We start from the raw sequence: 23,459 nt of genomic DNA, 5'->3' as shown, positions 1-23,459 counted from the left end.
TATGAAACTTATACTTTACTAAAAAGAAAGGTATGCCTTACATATATGTAGACATAATATTACATTTATGTATTCACTAAAAAGAAAGGTATGCCTTACATATATGTAGACATAATATTACATTTATGTATTCATATGGTTTCATATTTAAAAGTAGTAAAGAAGATGGTTAAAGTCTACTACAATAGGGCTTAGTTCTTATAGTATAATGGGGTAACTGTTCTAGGCCGGTATAAAGGCGATAGACTAGAGAGTAGCTTTATTTTTGCTATGTGAAAATAGGTGATGCCGAATAATATCTCAGCGTCACTTGTAATGTATTGATATGTAGTGTTATATTGCCTTTTTTTTTGTTTTGACACTGAATCGGTGAAAACTATGAGGCTGTGTCAAAATCTTGTTTTGTCATGGCGGACTTGATCCGCCATCTTATCCTAAGTATGGATTATCAGTGTAGGATGCGATCCCGGATCAAGTCCGGGATGACAGAATAGTGAATTTTGACACACCCTCTATTCATTATTAATGATGAGGTTACTTATTTAATCTCAATGTTTCTCTGTAATTTGGCCGTTTCTACAGGCGCTTTTTTAGGAACATCTACGGTCAATACGCCATGTTCTACTTTAGCGCTGATCTTTTCTTTGTCAACATCATCCGGCAATATCATTGTCTGCTGGAATTTAGAATATGAAAATTCGCGGCGTAGATAACGTCCGTTATGCTTTTCGTCTTTATTCTCGTTTTTCTTTTCCATTGAAACAACCAGGCAGTTGTCATCGTCAATACGGACATTGAAATCTTCCTTAGTCATTCCCGGGGCAGCCAATTCAATCTTATAATCTTTTTCGCTTTCAATTACATTGATAGCAGGTGCTGTTGAATTAGCTTTTTCCATCCAGTCGTTATCGAAGAAATCATTGAAGATACTCGGTAACCAATTTTGATTTTTTCTGATCGGCATCATAATTAAATCTCCTATTTTTAAGTTACACATTCAATAATTTACTGAACGAAGGGTTCTTTCCGAACCCTTCGTTCAGCTATCAATAAGCAAACTTTGTGCCAGTTGGATTTAATGCCTAATTCTGTCTTTTTGTCATTTATTTAAGCTGTGTTTGACAGAATTGGTGACATATTGTAGCTATAATCCTTGAATAGCTATTAATTTGTTGCCCCTTTCTTGACTTTGTCGGTGATATGTTCGACACGGTCACCGATATATTCGGCTTCGTTAACGCCTTTATCGACTACGTCTTTGATTTTCTTTTTTGCTCTGTCGGCCAGCTCGCTCATGTCGTCGTGGATACATTTGAATTTACCGTCGTCTTCCATTTTGCGAAGCACATAGCCGATAGCGATACCGGCAGCAATACCAATCAATACATTTTTCATAACTACTTAATTTTTAAATGATTCTTTTTGTTTAATGTCTCTTTGTTTATGAAACAGTGCGTCAGGCTGTATTGTTTAGGCTTTAAAAGTGAAAAAGATATATGAAATTGTAAAGTAACATTCCCCTGTCTCTTTCCGCTGAAAGGGGAGGGGAATGCTAAAGTTAGGAAGAAGGTTTGGTTGTTTTCTTAGTGTTTTTCAAAATAAGGAATAAAGTGTGTTTCATTTCGATAGCAAAAGTAGGGGGACGGCATTACAGAGTTGCTACATAGGCTATACAGTTTTATTAAATAAAACCGGATTAATTGACTCCCGATATTGTTTGCTAATCGAAATACTGTATTTTTGCAGAAGAACAATTAAAAATCAAAAAACAGAAAGATGGCACAATACAAGAGAATTCTCCTGAAGTTAAGCGGTGAGTCGCTGATGGGAGGTAAACAATATGGTATCGACGAAGTTCGTTTGAATGAGTATGCAGCACAGATCAAGGAGATTGCAGAGATGGGTGTCCAAATCGGCATTGTCATAGGCGGAGGTAATATCTTCCGTGGCTTGAGTGGGGCGTCTAAAGGGTTCGACCGGGTGAAAGGTGATCAGATGGGGATGCTGGCAACGGTAATCAATAGTTTGGCCTTGAGTTCTGCGCTGGTTGCACAGGGAGTAAAGGCGAAGGTGTTGACTGCTATCCGGATGGAGCCGATCGGTGAGTTTTATAATAAATGGCGTGCCATCGAATTGCTGGAACAGGGTAATGTGGTGATTATGTCCGGTGGAACAGGCAATCCGTTCTTTACAACCGATACAGGTTCTTCTTTAAGAGGTATCGAGATTGAAGCCGATGTGATGCTGAAAGGTACACGTGTGGATGGCATCTATACGGCCGATCCGGAAAAAGACCCGACTGCGACTAAGTTCTCAGATATTACTTATGATGAAATATACACTCGTGGCCTGAAAGTGATGGACCTGACAGCGACCACCATGTGTAAAGAAAACAATCTGCCTATCATTGTCTTTGATATGGATACCAACGGGAATCTGAAGAAGGTGATGAGCGGCGAGAATATTGGGACGTTGGTGCATAATTAGAAAAATGTGAAATACTTCCTATCCATATTATTCCTTTTATGCCTGTTGCTTGCCGGTTGCGACCGTGCCGATAGGGAAAAGAAATATGTGATAGGAATTTCCCAATGTATGCTGGATGATGCCTGGCGGCAGCAAATGATTCGGGAGGTGGGAATTGAGGCATCCAATTATGATAGTATTAAAGTTGTTATTAAGGATGCCGATAATGATAATGACCGACAAATCGAACAGATACGCGAACTGATTGCACAAAAGGTGGATGTCCTGATTATTTCACCCTTCGAGTCTGCGCCGATAACAGATGTGGCCGAAGAAGCATTCCGTGCAGGCATCCCAACGATTATCACTGACCGTAAAGTAAACACGAACCAATATACCACCTTTGTCGGAGCGAATAATTATGATCTGGGTTTTGCTGCCGGAACATATGCCGCCAAACATTTACCCCCTCATGCCACTATTCTTGAAATCTGGGGAATGATGGGCTCTTCTCCCGCCCAGGAACGTCACAACGGTTTTCGGGATGCCTTGCAGCAACGGACGGATTTAACCTTTCGCCCCGTGGAAGGCGACTGGCGGTATGATGTCGCAGCCAAGCGCTTGAAAGAGATAGACTTTTCACAACCCATCGACTTTGTATATGCTCATAACGATATGATGGCTATTGCCGCCCGTGAACATTTTCTGGCAATAGACTCGGTGCGCGGTAAGGAATTACATATTATAGGAATGGATGCCGTGGCCAATGCCGGACTGGAAGCGGTGGCGGATGGACGGATTAATGTCTCTTTCCTTTATCCGACGGGCGGTGAACAGGTGATACGGACCGCCATGCAGTTGCTTAGAGGAGAGAAGGTGGATAAATATATTCCTTTGTTGAGCGGTTTGGTTGATAAATCGGCAGCCCAGACCCTGTTGCTTCAATCTGAACGGTTGAGCAATTATCAACAGCGTATCGAGACACAGCGGAGCCGTATGGATGAACTGCTGAACCGTTTTAATTTTCTCCGGGATTCATTGAGTGTTATCATGCTTTTGATGATTGGCTTCATTTCTTTGTCGGTCTATGTATTCTATATTAACCGTAAGATACGGCTTAAAAACCGCGAATTGCGTGAGATTAATAGGAAAGAGGAAGAACAGCGCCGTAAATTGATATCTCTGAATGCGGAGATAGAAGAGGTGACAGCCTCCAAACTCCAGTTCTTTACCAATATATCCCATGAAGTACGTACTCCGTTAACACTGATATTGGGGCCGTTGGACAGGTTGCTTAACTTATTGCACGATTCCCCCTACCTTTCAGACCTGGAGTTGATTCATAAGAATGCGGGGCGTTTACTCCGCGTCATCAACCAACTATTGGATTTCCGAAAGGTGGAGAATAAGCAGGAGAAACTGAAGATACGTGAGACGGAAATCGTTTCGTTCAGCAGTGAGGTGAAGTCATATTTCAATAGTATGGCGAAGGTGCGTACTATTACCTATACTTTTGCCTCGGACATGAAGAACTGCCGTATCTGGATTGATGCGGATATGATTGAGAAGGTGTTGGTGAATTTGTTATCCAATGCATTTAAGTTTACGGCCGAAGGGGGAAAGATTGGGGTAGCGCTGGAAGAGTCGGACGAATGGGTGACGATACATGTCGAAGACAATGGCTCGGGTATCCAACCGGAGAATTTGCCTTATCTCTTCAACCGTTTCTATTCGGAGAACAGCCGGGTGGGGACAGGTATCGGTTTGCATCTGGTCCATGAATATGTGGAGATGCATAATGGAGAGGTAACAGTGGAAAGTGTCCCCGGACAGCGAACCGTTTTCTCCGTTTGCCTTCGGAAAGATAAGACGCAGCTGAACGGCGAATATATCACGGAACTGCCCGTTTCCCATTTGGCGTATGATGCTTCGAACCTGGATGATTCCGAAGAGAAAACGTTGCTGGCACAGAAATATCCTTATTCCGTTTTGGTTGTTGAAGACGATGACGAGGTCCGTGCGTTCCTGGAAAAGGAATTATCGGAGAACTTTCGCGTACTTACAGCTGCCAATGGAAAGGTTGCTTTGAATCTTCTTCAGGAGGAAAATGAAATATCGCTTGTCTTATCCGATGTGATGATGCCGGAAATGAATGGCTTCGAACTTTGCCGCAGTATAAAAACGGATATCGCCATCAGCCATATTCCCGTTATCCTGTTGACGGCCTTGTCGGATGAACGTCAGCGTATGTATGGCATATCGGGTGGGGCGGACGGTTATATCCAGAAGCCTTTCCATGTGAACTTTGTAAAACTCCGTATGATCCGTATCCTCGATGAACAAAAAAAGTTGCGTGAGGCATTGCTGAAAAAGCTGCAAAGCAATAATATGCTGATGGCGCAACCGGAGAAGGTGGAGAATATGGATGACCTGTTTCTCCGCCGATTCCTGACACAGATTGAAGAGATATATACCGATTCTGAATTTAATGTGGAGAAGTTGAGTGATACGCTCGGTTTGTCGCGCGGCCATCTCCACCGTAAGATAAAAGACCTGACCGGAACCAGCCCGGTCGATTTTCTCCGTAACTACCGTTTAAAGAAGGCTGCCGTTCTTCTGAAACAAAAGCAATACAATATCAACGAGATTGCTTACCAGACAGGTTTTTCGTCTCCCGCCTATTTTGCCAAATGCTTTAAGACCGTTTATAACCAAACCCCGAAAGAGTATCAGAATACAGAGGGGTATGATTTGAATTTAATATCCTATCACATTTGTCGCATTTATCTGACGGATATTATACTACTGGAATGAATTTCAGGGTATGTGACGAATGTGACAGGATTGGCTCGTTTTGTTATATCCGATTGTTTTCAGTGCCTCTACATTTGCTTCCGAAAACTTGTTAGCAAGAACAACATTAAAACATTCTATATGAAAACAGTTGCCATGATTACCATGAAGAAGTCTTTCCTTTTATTAGTTGCCGGCTGTACTTTGTCTGCCGCAACATATGCACAGGAAGCGGTAAAAGATACCGTTCAGGTGAATAAGGAAAAATCAAATGAAACGAACAGCCGCAATGTGATGCTGAATGCCTCCAGTGCGAATGGTCCCCGCGAGATATCCATCGGACTGCCCGGTGGGGATGTCAATGTTCTCGAAAATGGTTTGCCTGTCGTCTACAGTTCCAATCCTCATAATGTAAATACCCATTGGCGCGGTGACGGCAACTTGGGGCATGTCGGATTATTGAAGATTTCGGAAACGGCTATCACAACCGGTACTGTCGGATATGCGGTAAACTCTCATACGCAACTCGGGACGGAAAAATTCCAGGGTAAACTGAATTATAATACGAATCATTTCGGCAAGCAGCAAATCGACCTGAATATCAGTGGTAATGCTGGGAAAGGTTGGTTTTACAGCGGAAGTATTTATCAGGATTTCGACCCGGGAACTTTCAAGCTGCGTTTTGCTTCCAATCAGGACCGTACCCAGATTTATAAAGTAGCTATCACCAAACGCTATCATCAGGACCGCGGTGAATTGTCGGTTATTTATCATTACAGCAACAGCCGCTGGCCCTCGAATGCCGCGACCAATGCCCCTTTTATGTATGTGGGCGACGGAAGTGTGAAGGAGATTCCCGGTTTTAAACTGGGCACAAGTTCTTACCTGCCGACAACGGGCGAGATGGTTTATATGGATATGCGTTCCGGTGAATTGAAGAAGGCCAACCTCTATGATGCCTCTCTGAATAAAGGCAACCAGATTAGTCTGCATCATGCTTATAAATGGGATAACGGATTGAAATGGATTGTGAATGCCAAATACGACCATGCTCTCGGTTCTTATGTCTATCAGACGCCGATGTCGCTGGAAAAGAAGACTTCGGAAGACGGCTACTCCCTGAAAGACCTGGAAGGTAATCTGACTCCTTATGAAGGCTATGTGCAAAGCCGCATGTCTTGTCTGAATCGCGGTAATATAGATGAAACCTTCCTGACTTCCGAACTGTCGCGCGAATATAAAAACGGAACCTGGCGTATCGGGTTGAACCAGTGGCATTATAAGATTGATTATGCCTCCAATACTACCATGTACGACCATACAGTGGAAGAATATCCGAGCCGCTGATGAAAGAAGGTTATACTGATGGCATTTACTACGACTTCAACAAGAATGCTTCCGAATATTACAAAGGGTATGAAAATAAACTGGCCCTTTATTTTACCCACGATTGGGATATCAACGACAAAATCAATGTCTACTATGGTGCCCGTTTCGAATATCAGAAGATGCACGGTCAGAATGCAGCGGTCTATCTGAGAAATGACAGCGTATTGGGACGTTTCCCTAACTATCATTTGGGGGCGGCTTATAATAAGAACGGACAGACCGGAACTGTCGCTCCGCAGGATTTCGATTATGACTGGTTCAATCAGGTTTATACGTTTGCCCTGACCTACAAACTGACCGGGCAGTTCGGTTTTACAGGCGATTTCACTTATAATACGCAGCATCCTGCCATTTCCAGTTTTGCCCCGTCCGAATTGCCGAATGTGGAGAAAGTATCCATTCCGTTGGGACGTGCCGGTATCTATTATAATAATAACTGGTTGAGCCTGACGTCTTTGTTCTCTTATATCGGAAAGACGAACAACAACTCTACCCTGAACCTGATTAATCCGAACAACTCGAAAGATATCAACGCAGCCCCGCTCAGCTACGATATTAAAACTATCGGGTGGACGACCGACCTGATTGCCAAGTTGTTCAGAGGCTTCGACCTGCACTTCCTGTTTACTTACCAGAATCCGACCTATAAGAAATATGAAACAGGCGTGAATTTCTCGGACGGCAGCTACGCCGGTATCAATGCAACCGGCAACATCGTGACGGAAATACCGAAAGTCCTGCTGGAGATTGATCCGAGTTACACCTATAAAGACTTCCGGGTTTGGTTGAGCGCCCGTTATTTCAGCAAGACGTATGCCAATATCAACAATGCCTATTATTTTAATGGCCGTTGGGAAACATTCGGAGGCGTTAATTATAAGGTAAATAAGTATCTTAGCCTGGGAGCGACAGTCGTGAATATCCTGAACCAGACCGGAGCACGCGGCAGCATTTCGGGAGCCGAACTGGATAAGAAGGAGGATGCCTCCAAGCATAACGGGCAGTGGATGGCCGGCAGCTATATCCGTCCCTTCACCGTAGAATTTAGTGCAAACATTACATTTTAACAATTAATCTATTATCATATGAAAGCAACGATTTTAAATAACAGTAAGAATTTCCTGATGGGTTGTGCCGTATCAGTAAGCCTGGCCGCTTGCCAGTCCGCTTCTAAAGAAGGATTTACATTGGAACAGCAGGGCGATACACTAACGCTTGTCCATATTACGAATCCGGGCAAATACCTCTTGTTGCCGGTGGAAGAACATACCGGTGAAGGGCAGGTGTGTCTTGTGACGGGGAATCCGGCGGATACGGATATGGATATCCGTCTGGCTAAAAAGGAAACGGATTATTTCGTCCCTTTCGAACTGCCTGCCGGAGCAAAAGAGGTGGTTGTCCGTATCCGCAAAACGCCGAAGGATGCCGTGTGTTGGAAAGAGATGAAACTCTCCGACACGTTCGATACGGCCAACCGTGATAAATACCGTCCTCTTTACCACCATACCCCGTTGTATGGCTGGATGAATGATGCGAACGGACTGGTTTATAAGGATGGCGAATATCATCTTTACTTTCAGTATAATCCTTACGGTTCGGTATGGGGAAATATGCATTGGGGGCATTCCGTAAGCCGTGACCTGGTTCATTGGGAACATCTTCCGGTTGCTTTGGCCCGTGATACGATGGGGCATATCTTTTCCGGCAGTTCCGTTGTGGACAAGGATAATACGGCCGGTTACGGTGCCGGTTCGATTGTCTCCTTCTATACTTCCGCCAGCGATAAGAACGGACAGATACAATGTATGGCTCACAGTAGCGATAACGGGCGTACGTTTACCAAATATGAAAAGAACCCTGTCCTTACCCCGTTCGACGGCCTAAAAGATTTCCGTGATCCGAAAGTGTTCTGGTATGCTCCGGAAGAGAAGTGGGTGATGATTGTGTCTGCGGATAAGGAAATGCGGTTTTATTCTTCCAGGGATTTAAAAGACTGGACGTATATGAGTGCTTTCGGTGACGGGTACGGTGTGCAGCCGAGTCAGTTCGAATGCCCGGATATGGTGCAACTGCCGGTAAACGGAGATGTGAATATCAAGAAATGGGCGCTGATTGTCAATATCAATCCGGGCTGTTTGTTCGGAGGGTCGGCTACGCAGTATTTTATCGGGGATTTCGACGGAACAAAGTTTGTCTGCGATACGAAACCGGAAGTAGTCAAATGGATGGACTGGGGAAAAGACCATTATGCGACAGTCTGCTTTTCCAATACCGGCGACCGTGTCATTGCCGTGCCCTGGATGAGCAATTGGCAGTACGCGAATATTATTCCTACGCAGCAGTACCGTAGTGCTAATGCTTTGCCTCGCGAATTGACCATGTATCCGAAGGGAAAGAGGTGTATGTGGCTGTGAATCCGGTCAGGGAACTGGAATCGCTCCGGAAAGAGACACGTGAGATTCCTGCTTTTACGGTTGAGGCGAATAAAGCTGTCAGCATAGATACGCTGTTTGCCGGAAATGATGGCGCATTCGAGATAAATATGAATGTAGCAACCGGTGAATCGAGTATCGCAGGCTTTCAGCTGGTGAACGGGAAAGGTGAGTATGTGGATATTTATCTGGACCTGAATGCGAAGAAGCTGGTTATGGACAGGGTGCATAGCGGTATCGTGGACTTTGGAAAGAATAGTGTTCCGCATGAAAAGGAAGCACACGATAACCGTATCGCCAACTCCATTAATTATGTGGACGATTTTGCTTTGGCGACCTGGGGACCGTTATCTCCGGCACAGGAACATACGCTCCGGATATTTGTAGATAAATGTTCTGTCGAAGTTTTCCTCGATGGCGGAAAGGTGGCTATGACCAACCTTGTTTTCCCGAACGAACCTTACAACAGTCTGAACTTTTACAGTAAGGACGGCTCCTGCCGGATAAATTCGCTAGTCCTTTACAAATTAGGGCTTTGATAATTGAAAATGATGTTTTTCAGGTGTTAAGTGACATTTGTTATACTTTATGTGCGTTTTGTTATCGTTTATATTATAAGTATCTCATACTTTTGTCAGACAACTTGTGAGTATAATTTAATAGCATGAAGAACAGTATGAATTACGGAAAATTGTTAACTTTATCAGGAATGATGTTGGTTCTCTCCGCCGGTATGAATGCGGAAGATATTACATTGAAGATTACGAAGAGATATTTGAATCTTCCGGTTTCCCATCAGCAGGAACGTGCGGTAATGACATTGGCTGTCGATGGGAAACGGGTCCGGTCCTTTGATATCCGACTGGCTCCGGCGCAACCGGATTACTGGGTGTTTTGCGATGTATCCTCTTTTAAAGGGAAACAGCTGAAAATCTCTTATCCGGGAGAAGTTGCCGGACTGGACAAGATTTATCAGGCAGATGAAATAGCCGGACAAGACAGTCTTTATAAAGAGACAAACCGCCCGCAAATCCATTATACCCAGCGCAGAGGATGGAATAATGACCCGAACGGTCTGATTTATTATGAAGGCGAGTATCATCTTTTCTATCAGCATAATCCTTACGAACGGGATTGGGGCAATATGCACTGGGGGCATGCGGTGAGCAAAGACCTGGTTCATTGGGAGGAATTACCTCTTGCCTTGTTTCCGGATGAACATGGAACGATGTTTTCCGGTTCGGCTGTAATCGACTACAACAATACTGCCGGATTTAACAAGGGAGGAACTCCTGCCATGGTAGCCATCTATACGGCCGACAGTCCGGAAAAGCAGGTCCAGTGCATTGCCTACAGTCTCGATAAGGGAAGGACCTGGACTAAATATGAAGGTAATCCCATTATTGATTCGAAAGCCAAATGGAACAGCCACGATACACGTGATCCGAAAGTCTTCTGGCATGAACCTTCCGGAAAATGGGTGTTGGTGCTGAACGAACGTGACGGCCATTCAATCTATAACTCGGATGATTTGAAAAACTGGACTTACGAGAGCCATATTACCGGATTCTGGGAATGTCCCGAACTGTTCGAACTGCCGGTCGACGGAGATGTGAATAATACGAAATGGGTGATGTATGGTGCATCCGGTACTTATATGACGGGGACGTTTGATGGAAAAACATTTGTCCCCGAATCCGGAAAACATTATTATTCTACCGGAACAATCTATGCCGCACAGACTTATAATAACATACCGGCATCGGACGGACGCAGGATACAGATTGGCTGGGGCCGTATCTCCCATTCGGGTATGCCGTTTAACGGGACGATGTTGTTGCCTACTGTCCTGTCTTTGCGGACAACCAAAGAGGGAATCCGTTTGTTCAGTGAACCCGTAAAGGAATTCGAAACATTGCAAACGTTGAAAGGACAGTGGAAAGATTTGACAGCCGGGAATGCTAATGAGTTGATGCTACCTTACAATCAGGCGGATTGCCTCCGTATCCGGCTACATTGAAATTGTCGCATGCGACGAGTGCCGGATTGAGCTTGTACGGACAGAATCTGTTGGATTATGATATGAACTTCAATAGGGTTAACGGCGTTTTTTATTCTCCGGAAGATATGACGAGCATGGAAATCTCTGTCGATATGATTCTGGACAGGACTTCTGTTGAAGTATTCGTAGACGGCGGTGCCTATTCATACTCTATGGAAAGAAGGCCCGACCGCGCAAACAAGACAGGATTCAATTTCTGGGGAAATAGCATTGAAGTCACGAACCTGGAAGTCTATTCGCTTAGTTCGATTTGGAATAAATAAAATATAAAATCATGGAAAAGAATAAACCTGTAGTAGTCGGTATCGGCGAACTCCTTTGGGATGTCCTGCCAACCGGAAAGCGTGCCGGAGGTGCCCGATCAACTTTGTATATCACGCCACACAAATGGGAGCTGAGGGATATGCCATCAGCGCAGTAGGAAATGATTTGTCGGGAACGGAAATCGTTCAGGAACTGGAAAAGAATCATATCTCCAACAGCTTGGGAACAGTAGAATATCCGACCGGAAGTGTGATGGTGGAACTGAAGGACGGTATTCCAACCTACACAATCATTGAAGGTGTTGCCTGGGACCATATTCCTCTAACCCAGGATTCTATCGACCTGGTAAAGAGGGCGGATGCCATTTGTTATGGCACATTGGCTTTGCGTTCGCAGGCATCGAAAGAAACGATCCTGTCTTTATTGTCGTATGCACGTGAGGATGCTTTGCGCTTTTTCGATATCAATATCCGGCAATCGTATTACTCCAAGGAACTGATTGAAACGTTGTTGCATAAAGCGAATGTCTTTAAGGTGAATGACGAGGAACTGGTATTGCTTCGCAGTATGTGTGACTTGGAAGGTACGGACGAGGAAGTGTGCCGTAAGATGTTGAGGAAATATAACCTCAGATATGTGGTTCTGACAGCCGGAAGCGCTTTCAGTTCGATTTATTCGCCGGATGAGCAGTCCACCATCCCGACTCCTAAAGTACAAGTTGCCGATACGGTAGGAGCAGGCGATTCCTTTTCCGGGGCGTTTGTTTATTCTATATTAACAGGGAAATCCCTGCGTGAAGCCCATCAGCTTGCTGTCGAAACAGCCGCTTTTGTTTGTACACAGGAAGGGGCATGGCCTCCTTATCCGAATAAAGAATAATCATGAAAGAAAAAGGTTTATATATAAAGTTGATCCCGGTCATGCTGGCGTTCTTCGCTATGGGATTTGTGGATCTGGTGGGGATTGCTTCCAACTATGTGAAGGCCGATTTGAATCTGACAGATTCGGAGGCGAATATCTTTCCGTCGCTTGTATTCTTCTGGTTTCTGATTTTCTCTGTTCCAACCGGAATGCTGATGAACCGGATCGGACGGAAGAAGACCGTATTACTTAGTCTGATCGTTACATTCTTCTCTTTGCTGCTCCCAATCTTTGGCGATGGTTATATGCTGATGCTTATTTCCTTTTCTCTGCTGGGTATCGGTAATGCTTTGATGCAGACGTCTTTGAATCCGTTGCTTTCGAATATTATCAGTGGGGATAAGTTGGCCAGCAGTCTGACTTTCGGACAGTTTGTAAAGGCTATCGCTTCTTTCCAGGCTCCTTATATCGCGATGTGGGGCGCAACGGCTGTGATTCCTTCTTTCGGCCTGGGCTGGCGGATACTTTTCCCGGTTTATATGGTTGTTGCAGTTATTACAATCCTTTTGTTGGGAGCAACGCAGATAGAAGAAGAGAAGCCGGAAGGGAAACCTTCGACATTCGGAGAATGCTTTGCCTTGTTGGGCAAGCCTTTTATTCTGTTGTGTTTTATCGGTATCATGTGCCATGTAGGTATTGATGTCGGAACGAATACAACGGCTCCGAAAATCCTGATGGAGCGTTTAGGAATGGGATTACATGATGCATCGTTTGCCACCAGTCTTTATTTTATCTTCCGTACGGTAGGTTGTTTTCTGGGTGCTTTTATCCTGAGTCGCATGTCGGCCAAGATATTCTTTGGCATTAGCGTTGCAATGATGGCGCTGGCAATGGTCGGATTGTCTTTGTTCCACAGCAAAGAAATTATATATATATGTATAGGGTTGATTGGATTCGGAAATTCGAACGTATTCTCGATTATCTTTTCGCAGGCAATCCAGTCCATGCCCCAGCGTAAGAACGAGATATCCGGGCTGATGATTATGGGGCTGTTCGGAGGTACTGTCTTCCCCCTTTTCATGGGCTTCCTGTCGGATGCAATGGCTTCGCAATTAGGGGCGGTGATTGTGCTGAGTGTGGGCGTTCTCTATCTGATGTTACTTTGTCCGAAGCTTAAGTGATAAAGCATCCCTTATGAGGTAATGAGAATATCATATATTGTAATATAACTGTATCATAATATATGATATTTTATTTTTATAATATATGATATCTTAGTATCATAATATATGATACAAATTTTCTTTCTGGATTGCTTTGTTGATTTCTTCGGAGTCGCAAGTTTATGCTACGCTTTCAGTTGAATTATAGAGCTAAAAAAGTAATTTGTTTGTCAGGTTCAAAAACTTTACTACTTTTGTTTATCGAAAAAACAGAAAACAAAATATCAATCAGTTATGGCAGATATCAAGCAGTATGTAAATGCAGCAGAAGAGAAAATGACGTTCGCAATCGATTATCTTGACGAACAGTTGGCTCATATCCGTGCCGGAAAGGCTAATCCGAAGATCCTTGACGGAGTGAAGGTCCCTTATTACGGAGGTCTTGTTCCTCTGACTAACGTGGCTTCGGTAAATACACCGGATGCAAAAACGATTATCATTACTCCGTGGGAAAAGCCGCTTATCAAAGAGATTGAAAAGGCGATCATGAACTCGGAAGTAGGTATCACTCCTGAAAATAATGGCGAAATAATCCGCCTGGGGATTCCTCCTCTGACAGAAGAACGCCGTCGCATGTTGGCTAAACAATCCAAACAGGAAGCCGAAACGGCAAAAATCAGTGTTCGTAATGCGCGTCGTGATGCGATCGAGGCAATAAAGAAAAGTGTGAAAGCCGACGGAACTCCTGAAGATGTGGCAAAAGATGCGGAAGCGGAAGTTCAGAAGGTGCACGATAAATTTATAAAGAAAGTAGATGACCTCTACGCTGCTAAAGAAAAAGAAATAATGACAGTTTAAATAATTAAAAATTGAGAATTGAAAATTGAAAATTATTTTGACGCGTATCGTCCGGTAGTTTGTTCAATTTTCAATTCTCAATTTTCAATTTTCAATTTTCAATTAGAATGAGGGGACTGGTAATAAAGAATACAGGTAGCTGGTATACCGTACGCACCGATGACGGGCGTGATGTGGAAAGTAAGGTAAAAGGAAATTTCCGTTTAAAGGAGATACGCAGCACAAATCCTGTCTCTGTCGGTGACCGGGTTGATATCGATATCAATAATGAAGGTACGGCGTTTATTACCAAGATAGAAGACCGTAAGAACTATATTATCCGGCGGGCTTCCAACTTATCTAAACAGTCGCATATTATTGCGGCCAATCTCGATCAGGCCATGTTGATCGTAACTGTCAATTATCCGATTACTACAACTGTTTTTATCGATCGTTTTCTGGCCACGGCTGAGGCTTATAGTGTGCCGGTAAAGTTGGTTTTCAATAAAATCGACCGTTATAAAGGGGAAGATAAGGAATATCTCGACGCCTTGATTAATTTATACACAACGATCGGTTATCCCTGTTCTACCCTATGTGCTAAAACGGAAGAAGGTCTCGATGCGCTTAAAGCGGAACTGAAAGATAAGATAACTCTTTTATCCGGTCATTCGGGAGTCGGTAAATCAACGATTATCAATAAGTTAGTTCCCGGTGTTAATCTCCGGACCGGCGATATCTCCGAATATCATAATAAAGGGATGCATACGACAACTTTCTCTGAAATGATCCCGCTGCCGGAAGGAGGCTACCTGATTGATACCCCCGGAATCAAAGGGTTTGGTACGATAGAGATGGAGACTGCTGAAATCTCCCACTATTTTCCGGAGATATTCAAATTCTCCGAAGATTGCCGGTTCAATAACTGTAGCCATCGTCATGAACCGGGATGTGCTGTTTTGCAAGCGCTTGAAGATCACTATATCAGCGAGTCCCGCTATAAGAGCTATCTCAGTATCCTGGAAGATAAAGAAGAAAGCAAATATAGGGAAGAGTATTAAACGGCCGGGAGGCTCATCCCTGTGATTTTGCGGTATAGGTCGAGTGCATAAACATCCGTCATTCCTGAGATATAATCAAGTACACATTGTATTTTGCCATAAGTTGTTGGTGCATTCGTGTCATATTGTTCCGGGATGCGCTGTAACAATAATTTACTGTATGCATGACTCTGATTCATGACAGCTTCTGTCAGGCTGTCGATCAGGTGGCTGAAGATATGATAACCGGCCAGTTCTATGTCGAGTACTTCTTTGGCGCGGTAAATCTTTTTGTAAGCCGTTTTTGAACAGGTGGCATAGGCTTGTTTGGCTTGTTCTTCAATCTGTTCAATAAGTGGGGAGTTGTAAGTCCCATCAAGTATCCCGTTTTCATTTTCAAGGAAGACACGTGAACATTCATCCACCAGTAGTCCGATGATGCAGGAGCGTAGATAGGCGATCTGTTCGTTTGTATCGTCTACCATTTTCATGACACGGATGATATGGTCCAGTCGTTCTCCTTCAAAAAAGTTGAGCAATAGTTGAATGGCTTCTTCTGTTGTAAGGATGTGTAGTTTGCAGGCATCTTCTATATCCATGATCTGATAACAGATATCGTCGGCTGCTTCTACCAGATAAACCAGCGGGTAACGGACAAATTTATTCTTGTCTTCCGGATTGTGGTTTATTCCCAATTCGGTCGCTATGCGCATATAAGTCTCTTCTTCCGACTGGAAAAAACCAAACTTCCCTTTTTTACCTGAATGAACCGATGCATAAGGATATTTGACGATAGAGGCCAATGTGCTGTAAGTTAAAGCAAATCCGCCTTTTCTCCGGCCGATAAACTGATGGGTAAGCAGGCGCATGGCATTGGCATTGCCTTCAAAATGAAGAAAGTCTTCCCAACGGCCGCCGGCGGAACGAATTTCATCTTCCAGATAACTGCCGTTCCCTTCCAGGAAGTAAGCGGAAATAGCTCTCTCTCCGGAATGTCCGAATGGCGGGTTGCCCATGTCGTGAGCCAGGCAGGCTGCGGAAACAATGGAACCTATTTCCGGAAAGTTAATACTTCCGTCGGGATATTTTTGCATCAATCCCTTTGCTACATTATTACCTAACGAACGACCTACACAGGAAACTTCCAGGCTATGTGTCAGACGATTGTGGACAAAGATACTGCCCGGCAAAGGAAATACCTGCGTTTTGTTCTGTAATCTACGGAAGGGGGAGGAGAAGATCAAACGGTCATAATCCCGCTGGAAGTCTGTACGTTCATGTTTACGTTCATGATATTCTTCCATTCCGAAACGTTTACCTGATAATAATTGGGTCCAGTTCATATTGCTATATTAATAATGTAATAATTACAAAGGTAGGCATTTTGGAAGACAATAGGAATATGAAGGTTTCAAATAAATATTTTATTACGGAGTTCTACCAGAACTCTGTCTATTTGCTACAAACAAATGTTAATACTGATGCAGGTGTGCTGGGAAACGCGATATTATTGTGTTAATATAAATAAAAATAATAATCTTTATTCAAACAATTATTGCTTGTTTTGGTTATAATTTAATAGATTTACAACCGAGTAAACGCAATACTATATAAGTTCTGGTAGGACTTAGTTCTTGTTTTGGCTGTATGTATGTAAATGTTAAACGTGTTATTTAACTTTAGGATAAAGTATTATGGAAATTTTCATTATTAATTCACCTAAACAATCTGACTTTATGAGGAAGAGCTTTGTTATGTTGGTACTATTCTGCATTGGGATATGTACAAATGTGCTGTGGGCACAAGGAAAAGTAAGCGGTGTTGTGATGGACAAAGAACTGAATGAGCCTCTTGCTGGCGTAAATGTTCTACAAAAGGGTACGACTATTGGAACTGTAACTGATTTCGAAGGAAAGTATTCTCTGGAAGTTGGTGAAAATGCAATTCTGGTATTTTCTTACTTGAGTATGAAACAGTGGAAGAACCGGTTAACGGACGTTCTGTTGTTAATGTTTCTATGGTTTCCGATTCTGAACAATTGGGCGAAGTTGTTGTAACTGCCATGGGTATCAAACGCGAATCGAAAACGTTGTCATATGCAGCCCAGACTGTTGGTGGCAAAGACTTAAATGAAATTAAGAACGTAAACATGATCAACTCTTTACAGGGTAAGAGTGCCGGTTTGCAGATCACTCCGAACTCTACCGGTGCGGGTGGTGCTTCCAAGATCCTGTTTCGTGGTAACAAATCTATTAATGGTAGCAACCAACCGTTGATTGTGGTAGACGGGGTACCTTTGATGATGAATGTGTCTGATTCACAGGTAAACAGTAATTATGGTGGAGGTCGTGATGGTGGTGATGCCATGTCTACGATCAATCCGGACGATATTGCTCAGATAACTTTATTGAAAGGTGCTTCTGCGGCGGCTTTGTATGGTGCTGTGGCTGCCAACGGTGCAATTATGATTACTACTAAATCGGCATCGTCGGGTAAAGTGTCGATCGATGTATCGAGCAATACAACAGTGGAAACAGTTGCTTCGTTGCCTAAGTTCCAGAATTCTTACGGAATGAGCAATGAGGGTACATTCAGTTGGGGGGACAAATTGTCGACTACTGCTCCAAATTATGCAAAAGATTTCTATCAGACTGGTTTCACTACCAACAATTCAATTGCTTTGAGTGGTGGTAATGAACACATCTCTTCTTATTTTTCTTATGCGAATGTAGCTTCTCACGGTGTAACACCGAAAAATACCTATATGAGTCATAACCTGTTGGCTAAAGTCGGTTTCCACCTATGGAAGAAAGTTCATATTGATGTAAGTGCCCGCTATAATAATCAGGATATTGAGAATCAGGCAGCAGCCGGTTTTCTGGGTAATCCGGTTACCGGTGCTTATTTGTTCCCGAGAGGAGAAGACTGGGATCATTACAAAAATAATTACGAGGTGTATAAACCTTCTTTGAATGCAAATGTCCAGAATTGGACGAATGTTGCTCAGGAACAATTCTCCAACCCTTACTGGATGGTGAACCGTCAGAAACCGACTTCAAACCGTAACCGTTATGAGTTCGGAGGTAGTGTTAAATATGATATTATGGAAGGTCTTTCCGTTACCGGCCGTTTGCGTTACGAACGTGGCGATGAGAAATGGATATATAATGAATATGCTTCCAGTACAGGCGGACGTAACCAGATGGGTACCATGAAGGATTCCCGTATTTTCAGTGAACAGATGTATGGGGATATTCTGGCAAGCTATAATAAAAGTTGGGAAGATACTTATATCTTATCTGTAACGGCTGGTAGCAGTTTTACGAAAACAACTGGTTCCAGTGTAGATTTGATCGGTTGGGGTGACTCCAAATTCTCGGTTGTAGATGGCAAACCGACTGGTAGTGCTTATTATCCGAATATCTTCTCTCCGGCTAACTATTACCGGATGACTACGACTGAATCATTGAAAGAAAAACGTTTGAATTCTGTATTCGCGACTGCTCAGTTCGGTTATAAGGAAGGTTTGTTCCTAGATGTAACTGCCCGTAATGACTGGTCTTCTGCTTTGGCATATACGGATGGTGTTTCTTTCTTCTATCCGTCAGTAGGTGCCAGTGCTTTGCTGGATAAGTTTATTGACTTTGGCAAGAGTGTTAATATGTTTAAGTTGCGTGCTTCTTACTCAATGGTAGGTAATGACGTTCCTATTTTTATGACGAACCTGCGTTATGAGTTAGGTGACCAGGGAGCTTTGACGCCTCCCGAAAATGCACCGTTCAAAACATTGAAACCGGAAAAGACAAATTCTCTGGAAGTTGGTTTTGACGGAACATTCCTACAGAATCGCCTAGATGTGAATCTTACATATTATAAGACAAATACAAAGAACCAGTTCTTCTCAATCTCAGCTCCGTGGGAAACAGGTCTGAGAAATCGTTATGTAAATGCCGGTAATGTGCAGAACCAGGGTTTTGAAATTGGCTTGGGTTGGCATAATCAGTTTACCGATCATTTTAGCTGGAGTACAAACTTCAACTTTGCTTATAACGAGAATGAGATTAAGGAATTAGTGGATGAACTACCTGACGGTTTGACCCTGGCTGATTATGGCGGAGCAAAAGTGATCCTGAAGGAAGGCGGCCATTATGGTGACTTGTATGTTCGTCAGATCAAAAGAGATGACAACGGTAAACCTGTTGTTTCTGAAAACGGTGCTCCCCAGTTGGGTGGTGACGGTATTCAGGATCTGAAATATGTCGGTGATATGAATGCTAAAGTAAATATGGGTTGGACCAATACATTCCACTATAAAGATTTCACTTTGTCATTCTTGATCGATGCAAAGGTGGGTGGTAAAGTAATGTCTATGACCGAAGCAACATTAGATGGTTGGGGTGTTTCTGAACGCTCTGGTGCTGCCCGCGATAATGGTGGTGTTGTGTTTGAAGGAGTAACTTTCGATCCTCAGAAATTCTATTCCGTAGTAGGTGCAACAAACTTCAATTCGCAGTATGCTAATGAGTTGTATGTTTATGATGCAACAAATGTCCGTTTGCGTGAGTTGTCTTTCGGATATACGTTCCGTAACCTTTTCGGTATCGGAAAGAATCTGAATGCGTCTTTGATCGCCCGTAACCTGTTCTTCTTCTACAAAGATGCTCCGATGGATCCGGATGTATCAGCGGTACCGGAAACGGTTGGCAAGGGGTTGATATGTTTGCGTTGCCTTCTTCCCGTAGTATTGGTCTTAATCTGAAATTAAACTTCTAATCTTGATTATCTATGAAATTAAATATATTATTCAAATATGCAGCCGCTTTGGGCCTGACTATTGCCTGCGGCACGATGATTGTCGGTTGTACTGATAATTTTGAGGAACTGAATACCAATAAATATGAAGTCGATCCGGATAACATGCCGTTTGAGGCTCAGTTCATAGAACCGATTACTTATGTATATGCTCCGCAGCAGAATATGTTCCAGTTCTGGACAAACCTGAGTGTTGATCTGTTTGGCGGTTATTTCATGACCCCTCACAACTTTGGAGGTAACGGGAATGCCGATTATAAATTGAACCGTGGTTTCTGTGGCGGTATGTATGAGAATTTTTATCTGCATATCTTCAATAATACCCGCCGTCTGATCAATGCCTGTGATGAAAAGGGTATCAAAGATTATGCTGCCGTTATGCGTGTTGTCCAGGTTTACGGTATGCTGATGACGACAGATGCTTACGGACCTATTGCCTATCAGTCTGTATTGGATGGCAATGATGTGGCTTTTGCTTATGATACACAGGAAAGTGTTTATAATAGTATGTTCACTTTGCTGGATGAAGCAATAGAAGGTTTCAAAAATGGAACTTCAGCCGTAGCAGACATGCAACAGTTTGACTATTGGTGCAAAGGTGACCGCTCTTTATGGATAAAGGTTGCTAACCAGTTCAAACTTCGTATTGCGATGCGTATTGTAAAAGCGAATCCGACTTTGGCAAAACAGAAAGCGGAAGAAGCGTATCAGGGTGGTGTTCTGACCTCTGCCGATAAAGATATTCTGATCGATCAGGGTCTAAGTAATGAATTGACCCGTATGTTCGAATGGGGAGATTGTGGCGTCAATGCATCTTTGGTAACTATTATGGAAGGTTATAAGGATCCTCGTACGCCGTTGTATATAACGAAGAATACTCAGGAAATTGCTGCCGAAGACGGATCTAAAATAGCTGTAGATACTAAGTATCTGGCATACGTGCGGGTTGTGAATTACCTTCGAAGCCGAATAAATGGGGTGGTTTCTCAAGTGTCGTTTGTTCTTATGCTACTCCGTTCCCGGTAATGAAGGTGGCAGAAGCTTATTTCCTGCGTGCAGAAGGTGCTTTGCGTGGTTGGAGTATGGGTGGTAATGCCAAGGATTTGTATGAAGAAGGTATCCGTATCTCTATTAATAATGAGTTGAAATACAAAAAGGCTTATGTGAATGGAACGGTTGATATATCTGAACAAGATATCGAGAATTACATCAATGGTACTACAACGCAGATTGACTTCGTAGATCCGATTGACTCTAAAAATAGTTATAAAGCAATGAATACAGTGCCGGTTAAATGGAATGATGGTGCGAGCAATGAAGAAAAGCTGCAGCGTATCATTACGCAAAAATGGCTGGCAAACTTCCCGTTGTCTACAGAAGCCTGGCTGAATATCGCCGTACAGGTTATCCTAAACTATTCCCGGTTCGCGTCAATAGTAGTAACGGAACAATTGATACGGATGAACAAATTCGCCGTCTGATTTATTCTGAAATTGAAATCAATACAAATAATGCAGAATTACAGAAAGGTATTGATCTGTTGAATCAGGAAAACTCAAGTGGAAAATTTACCGGCGATATTGGCGGTACTCGTGTCTGGTGGGATAAAGCAAATGTGGGGAACTTCTAAATTGCAGATTCTGTTAGATAGTTAAAATAAAAAAGGCTTCCTGTTTCAATGCAGGAAGCCTTTTTGCTTTATTCTAATATACCTTTCCCTTGGCGTACAATCTCAAACTCATCCGTGGTGCAATCTACAACCGTTGAGGCTTCGAAACCACCGTAGCCACCGTCGATAACGATGTCCACCGTATTTTCATACTTTTCATGGATCAGCTCCGGATCGGTCGAATATTCGATCACGTCATCGTCGTCATGAACAGACATGGTCAGAATAGGGTTTCCCAGCTCCTTTACTAGGGTCCGGATAATATTGTTATCCGGTACACGGATACCGACTTCTTTCCTGTTTTTGTATATTTTCGGCAATTCGCTACTTGTTGGCAGGATGAAGGTGAAAGGACCGGGCAGGTTCTTCTTCATCAGCTTGAATGCCGTGTTGCTCACTTTGGCATATTCGCTCAAATTGGAAAGATCGTAACAGATGATGGAAAGGTTGCTCTTTTGAGGATTGATACCTTTCATCTGGCAGATCTTTTCAACTGCGCGGACATTCAGCGCATCACAGCCGATCGCATATACTGTGTCGGTCGGGTAAATGACCAGGCCTCCGTCGCGAAGGACGTCGATAACCTTGTCTATTTCCCTCGGATTGGGATTTTCGGGGTATATTTTTATTAGCATAACTGTCAGCTATTTACGGCTGGTTAGCCGTAAATAATATTTCCGTTCTCGTCGGTAAATTCTTCTAATCCTTTGCTGTACTGGTTCATGGCGCGAAGGCTCATGCCCATGCTTGAGAAGCCACCATCGTGGAAAAGGTTCTGCATAGTAACCTTGCGGGTCAGGTCGGAGAACATTACGATGCAGTAATCTGCACATTCTTCGGCCGATGCATTACCCAGCGGACTCATCTTATTGGAGAAATCCATCAGATGATCCATACCTTTCACTCCGCTACCGGCTGTTGTCAGGGTCGGTGACTGAGAGATCGTATTGATACGTACTCCCTTTTCGCGTCCGTAAATATAACCGAAGCTGCGTGCAATCGATTCCAGCAGGCTCTTGGCATCCGCCATGTCGTTGTAACCGAAGAAAGTACGCTGTGCTGCCACATACGATAAAGCAAGTACCGAACCGCAATCGGCGATAGCATCCTGCTTTTTGGCTACCTGGAGCATCTTGTGGAAAGAGACGGCGGATATATCCAATGTCTTTCCCAGCATATCGTAATCCAGGTCATCGTATGTACGTTTTTTGCGCACGTTCGGACTCATACCGATAGAGTGTAATACGAAATCTATTTTTCCTCCCAGTATTTCTACTGATTTTGAGAATACCATTTCCAGATCTTCCACGCTAGTGGCATCTGCCGGCAGCACTTCAGCGTTCAGCTTTTTAGCCAGGGCGTCAACTTCACCCATACGTACGGCAACCGGCGTATTACTTAATGTAATAGTTGCCCCTTCTTCCACAGCCTTTTCTGCCACCTTCCAGGCAATCGACATCTCGTTCAGCGCACCGAAGATAATGCCTCTTTTACCTTTCAATAAATTATGACTCATACCTTTATTTAATTTATTTACGGCACAAAAGTACATAAAATGTGCAAGATGGGCAACTTCTTTATCATAAACAGTGGTTTCAGTCCAAGAATACTGACAAGCATGTATCTTTTTCTGAAAAAAGACTCCCAAGAAGTATTTAATGAAAAAGATCT

10 protein-coding genes and 6 pseudogenes are annotated in these 23,459 nt (G+C 43.3%); 11 read left to right on the top strand and 5 right to left on the bottom strand.

The window, feature by feature from the left end; all coding sequences use genetic code 11:
* Nucleotides 1-538 precede the first annotated feature (538 nt).
* Nucleotides 539-967, bottom strand: coding sequence for an Hsp20/alpha crystallin family protein (locus tag DXA15_RS02455; protein ID WP_009859944.1), 429 nt, complete (start codon nucleotides 965-967; stop codon nucleotides 539-541).
* A 197-nt stretch (nucleotides 968-1,164) separates the two neighbouring features.
* A complete protein-coding gene (locus tag DXA15_RS02450; protein ID WP_009859943.1) occupies nucleotides 1,165-1,395 on the bottom strand; it encodes a hypothetical protein in 231 nt (76 codons plus the stop codon).
* Between the two features lie 381 nt (nucleotides 1,396-1,776).
* Here DXA15_RS02450 and pyrH point away from each other — a divergent pair, with 381 nt between their 5' ends.
* From pyrH to rsgA, 9 genes and pseudogenes are all read left to right on the top strand, one after another.
* Nucleotides 1,777-2,487, top strand: a complete 711-nt coding sequence (gene pyrH / locus DXA15_RS02445) for a UMP kinase (RefSeq protein ID WP_005867363.1) — start codon at nucleotides 1,777-1,779, stop codon at nucleotides 2,485-2,487.
* A 6-nt stretch (nucleotides 2,488-2,493) separates the two neighbouring features.
* Nucleotides 2,494-5,280, top strand: coding sequence for a substrate-binding domain-containing protein (locus DXA15_RS02440; RefSeq protein WP_233566694.1), 2,787 nt, complete (start codon nucleotides 2,494-2,496; stop codon nucleotides 5,278-5,280).
* Between the two features lie 144 nt (nucleotides 5,281-5,424).
* A pseudogene (locus DXA15_RS02435) lies at nucleotides 5,425-7,715 on the top strand (TonB-dependent receptor).
* A gap of 18 nt (nucleotides 7,716-7,733) precedes the next feature.
* Nucleotides 7,734-9,619: pseudogene (locus DXA15_RS02430) on the top strand (DUF4980 domain-containing protein).
* Between the two features lie 170 nt (nucleotides 9,620-9,789).
* Nucleotides 9,790-11,405: pseudogene (locus tag DXA15_RS02425) on the top strand (DUF4980 domain-containing protein).
* An 11-nt stretch (nucleotides 11,406-11,416) separates the two neighbouring features.
* Nucleotides 11,417-12,285 (top strand): annotated as a pseudogene (locus DXA15_RS02420) (carbohydrate kinase).
* A gap of 2 nt (nucleotides 12,286-12,287) precedes the next feature.
* On the top strand, nucleotides 12,288-13,448 hold the full coding sequence (locus DXA15_RS02415) for an MFS transporter (RefSeq protein ID WP_128132999.1): 1,161 nt from the start codon (nucleotides 12,288-12,290) through the stop codon (nucleotides 13,446-13,448).
* A gap of 276 nt (nucleotides 13,449-13,724) precedes the next feature.
* Nucleotides 13,725-14,288, top strand: coding sequence for a ribosome recycling factor (frr, locus tag DXA15_RS02410; protein WP_128132998.1), 564 nt, complete (start codon nucleotides 13,725-13,727; stop codon nucleotides 14,286-14,288).
* Nucleotides 14,289-14,395: 107 nt separating this feature from the next.
* Entirely contained in the window at nucleotides 14,396-15,328 is a 933-nt protein-coding gene (gene rsgA / locus DXA15_RS02405; protein ID WP_128132997.1) for a ribosome small subunit-dependent GTPase A, read from the top strand.
* Here the strand turns inward: rsgA and dgt are convergent.
* Entirely contained in the window at nucleotides 15,325-16,650 is a 1,326-nt protein-coding gene (dgt, locus tag DXA15_RS02400) for a dGTP triphosphohydrolase (RefSeq protein WP_128132996.1), read from the bottom strand. The two genes, rsgA and dgt, sit on opposite strands and share 4 nt — an antisense overlap.
* 393 nt (nucleotides 16,651-17,043) lie before the next feature.
* On the opposite strand from dgt, the pseudogene DXA15_RS02395 reads away from it, so the two are divergent.
* A pseudogene (locus DXA15_RS02395) lies at nucleotides 17,044-20,080 on the top strand (SusC/RagA family TonB-linked outer membrane protein).
* 12 nt (nucleotides 20,081-20,092) lie between these two features.
* A pseudogene (locus tag DXA15_RS02390) lies at nucleotides 20,093-21,749 on the top strand (SusD/RagB family nutrient-binding outer membrane lipoprotein).
* Between the two features lie 68 nt (nucleotides 21,750-21,817).
* Here DXA15_RS02390 and DXA15_RS02385 read toward each other — a convergent pair.
* Nucleotides 21,818-22,423, bottom strand: coding sequence for an L-threonylcarbamoyladenylate synthase (locus tag DXA15_RS02385; RefSeq protein WP_048316542.1), 606 nt, complete (start codon nucleotides 22,421-22,423; stop codon nucleotides 21,818-21,820).
* Between the two features lie 23 nt (nucleotides 22,424-22,446).
* Complete coding sequence (locus tag DXA15_RS02380) at nucleotides 22,447-23,304, bottom strand: enoyl-ACP reductase (protein ID WP_046146122.1); 858 nt, start codon at nucleotides 23,302-23,304, stop codon at nucleotides 22,447-22,449.
* Nucleotides 23,305-23,459 lie beyond the last annotated feature (155 nt).

The sequence above is a fragment of the Parabacteroides sp. AM58-2XD genome, assembly GCF_003463685.1.
GTDB lineage: Bacteria > Bacteroidota > Bacteroidia > Bacteroidales > Tannerellaceae > Parabacteroides > Parabacteroides segnis.
Note: the sequence above shows the minus strand (reverse complement) of the source record. Positions and strands in the feature narration are given on the sequence as shown.

Bases quoted from the DNA above. Each gene is read 5' to 3' on its own strand.
- DXA15_RS02455 (WP_009859944.1), bottom strand. From the start codon at position 967: ATGATGCCGATCAGAAAAAATCAAAATTGGTTACCGAGTATCTTCAAT.
- DXA15_RS02450 (WP_009859943.1), bottom strand. From the start codon at position 1,395: ATGAAAAATGTATTGATTGGTATTGCTGCCGGTATCGCTATCGGCTAT.
- pyrH (WP_005867363.1), top strand. From the start codon at position 1,777: ATGGCACAATACAAGAGAATTCTCCTGAAGTTAAGCGGTGAGTCGCTG.
- DXA15_RS02415 (WP_128132999.1), top strand. From the start codon at position 12,288: ATGAAAGAAAAAGGTTTATATATAAAGTTGATCCCGGTCATGCTGGCG.
- frr (WP_128132998.1), top strand. From the start codon at position 13,725: ATGGCAGATATCAAGCAGTATGTAAATGCAGCAGAAGAGAAAATGACG.
- rsgA (WP_128132997.1), top strand. From the start codon at position 14,396: ATGAGGGGACTGGTAATAAAGAATACAGGTAGCTGGTATACCGTACGC.
- dgt (WP_128132996.1), bottom strand. From the start codon at position 16,650: ATGAACTGGACCCAATTATTATCAGGTAAACGTTTCGGAATGGAAGAA.
- DXA15_RS02385 (WP_048316542.1), bottom strand. From the start codon at position 22,423: ATGCTAATAAAAATATACCCCGAAAATCCCAATCCGAGGGAAATAGAC.
- DXA15_RS02380 (WP_046146122.1), bottom strand. From the start codon at position 23,304: ATGAGTCATAATTTATTGAAAGGTAAAAGAGGCATTATCTTCGGTGCG.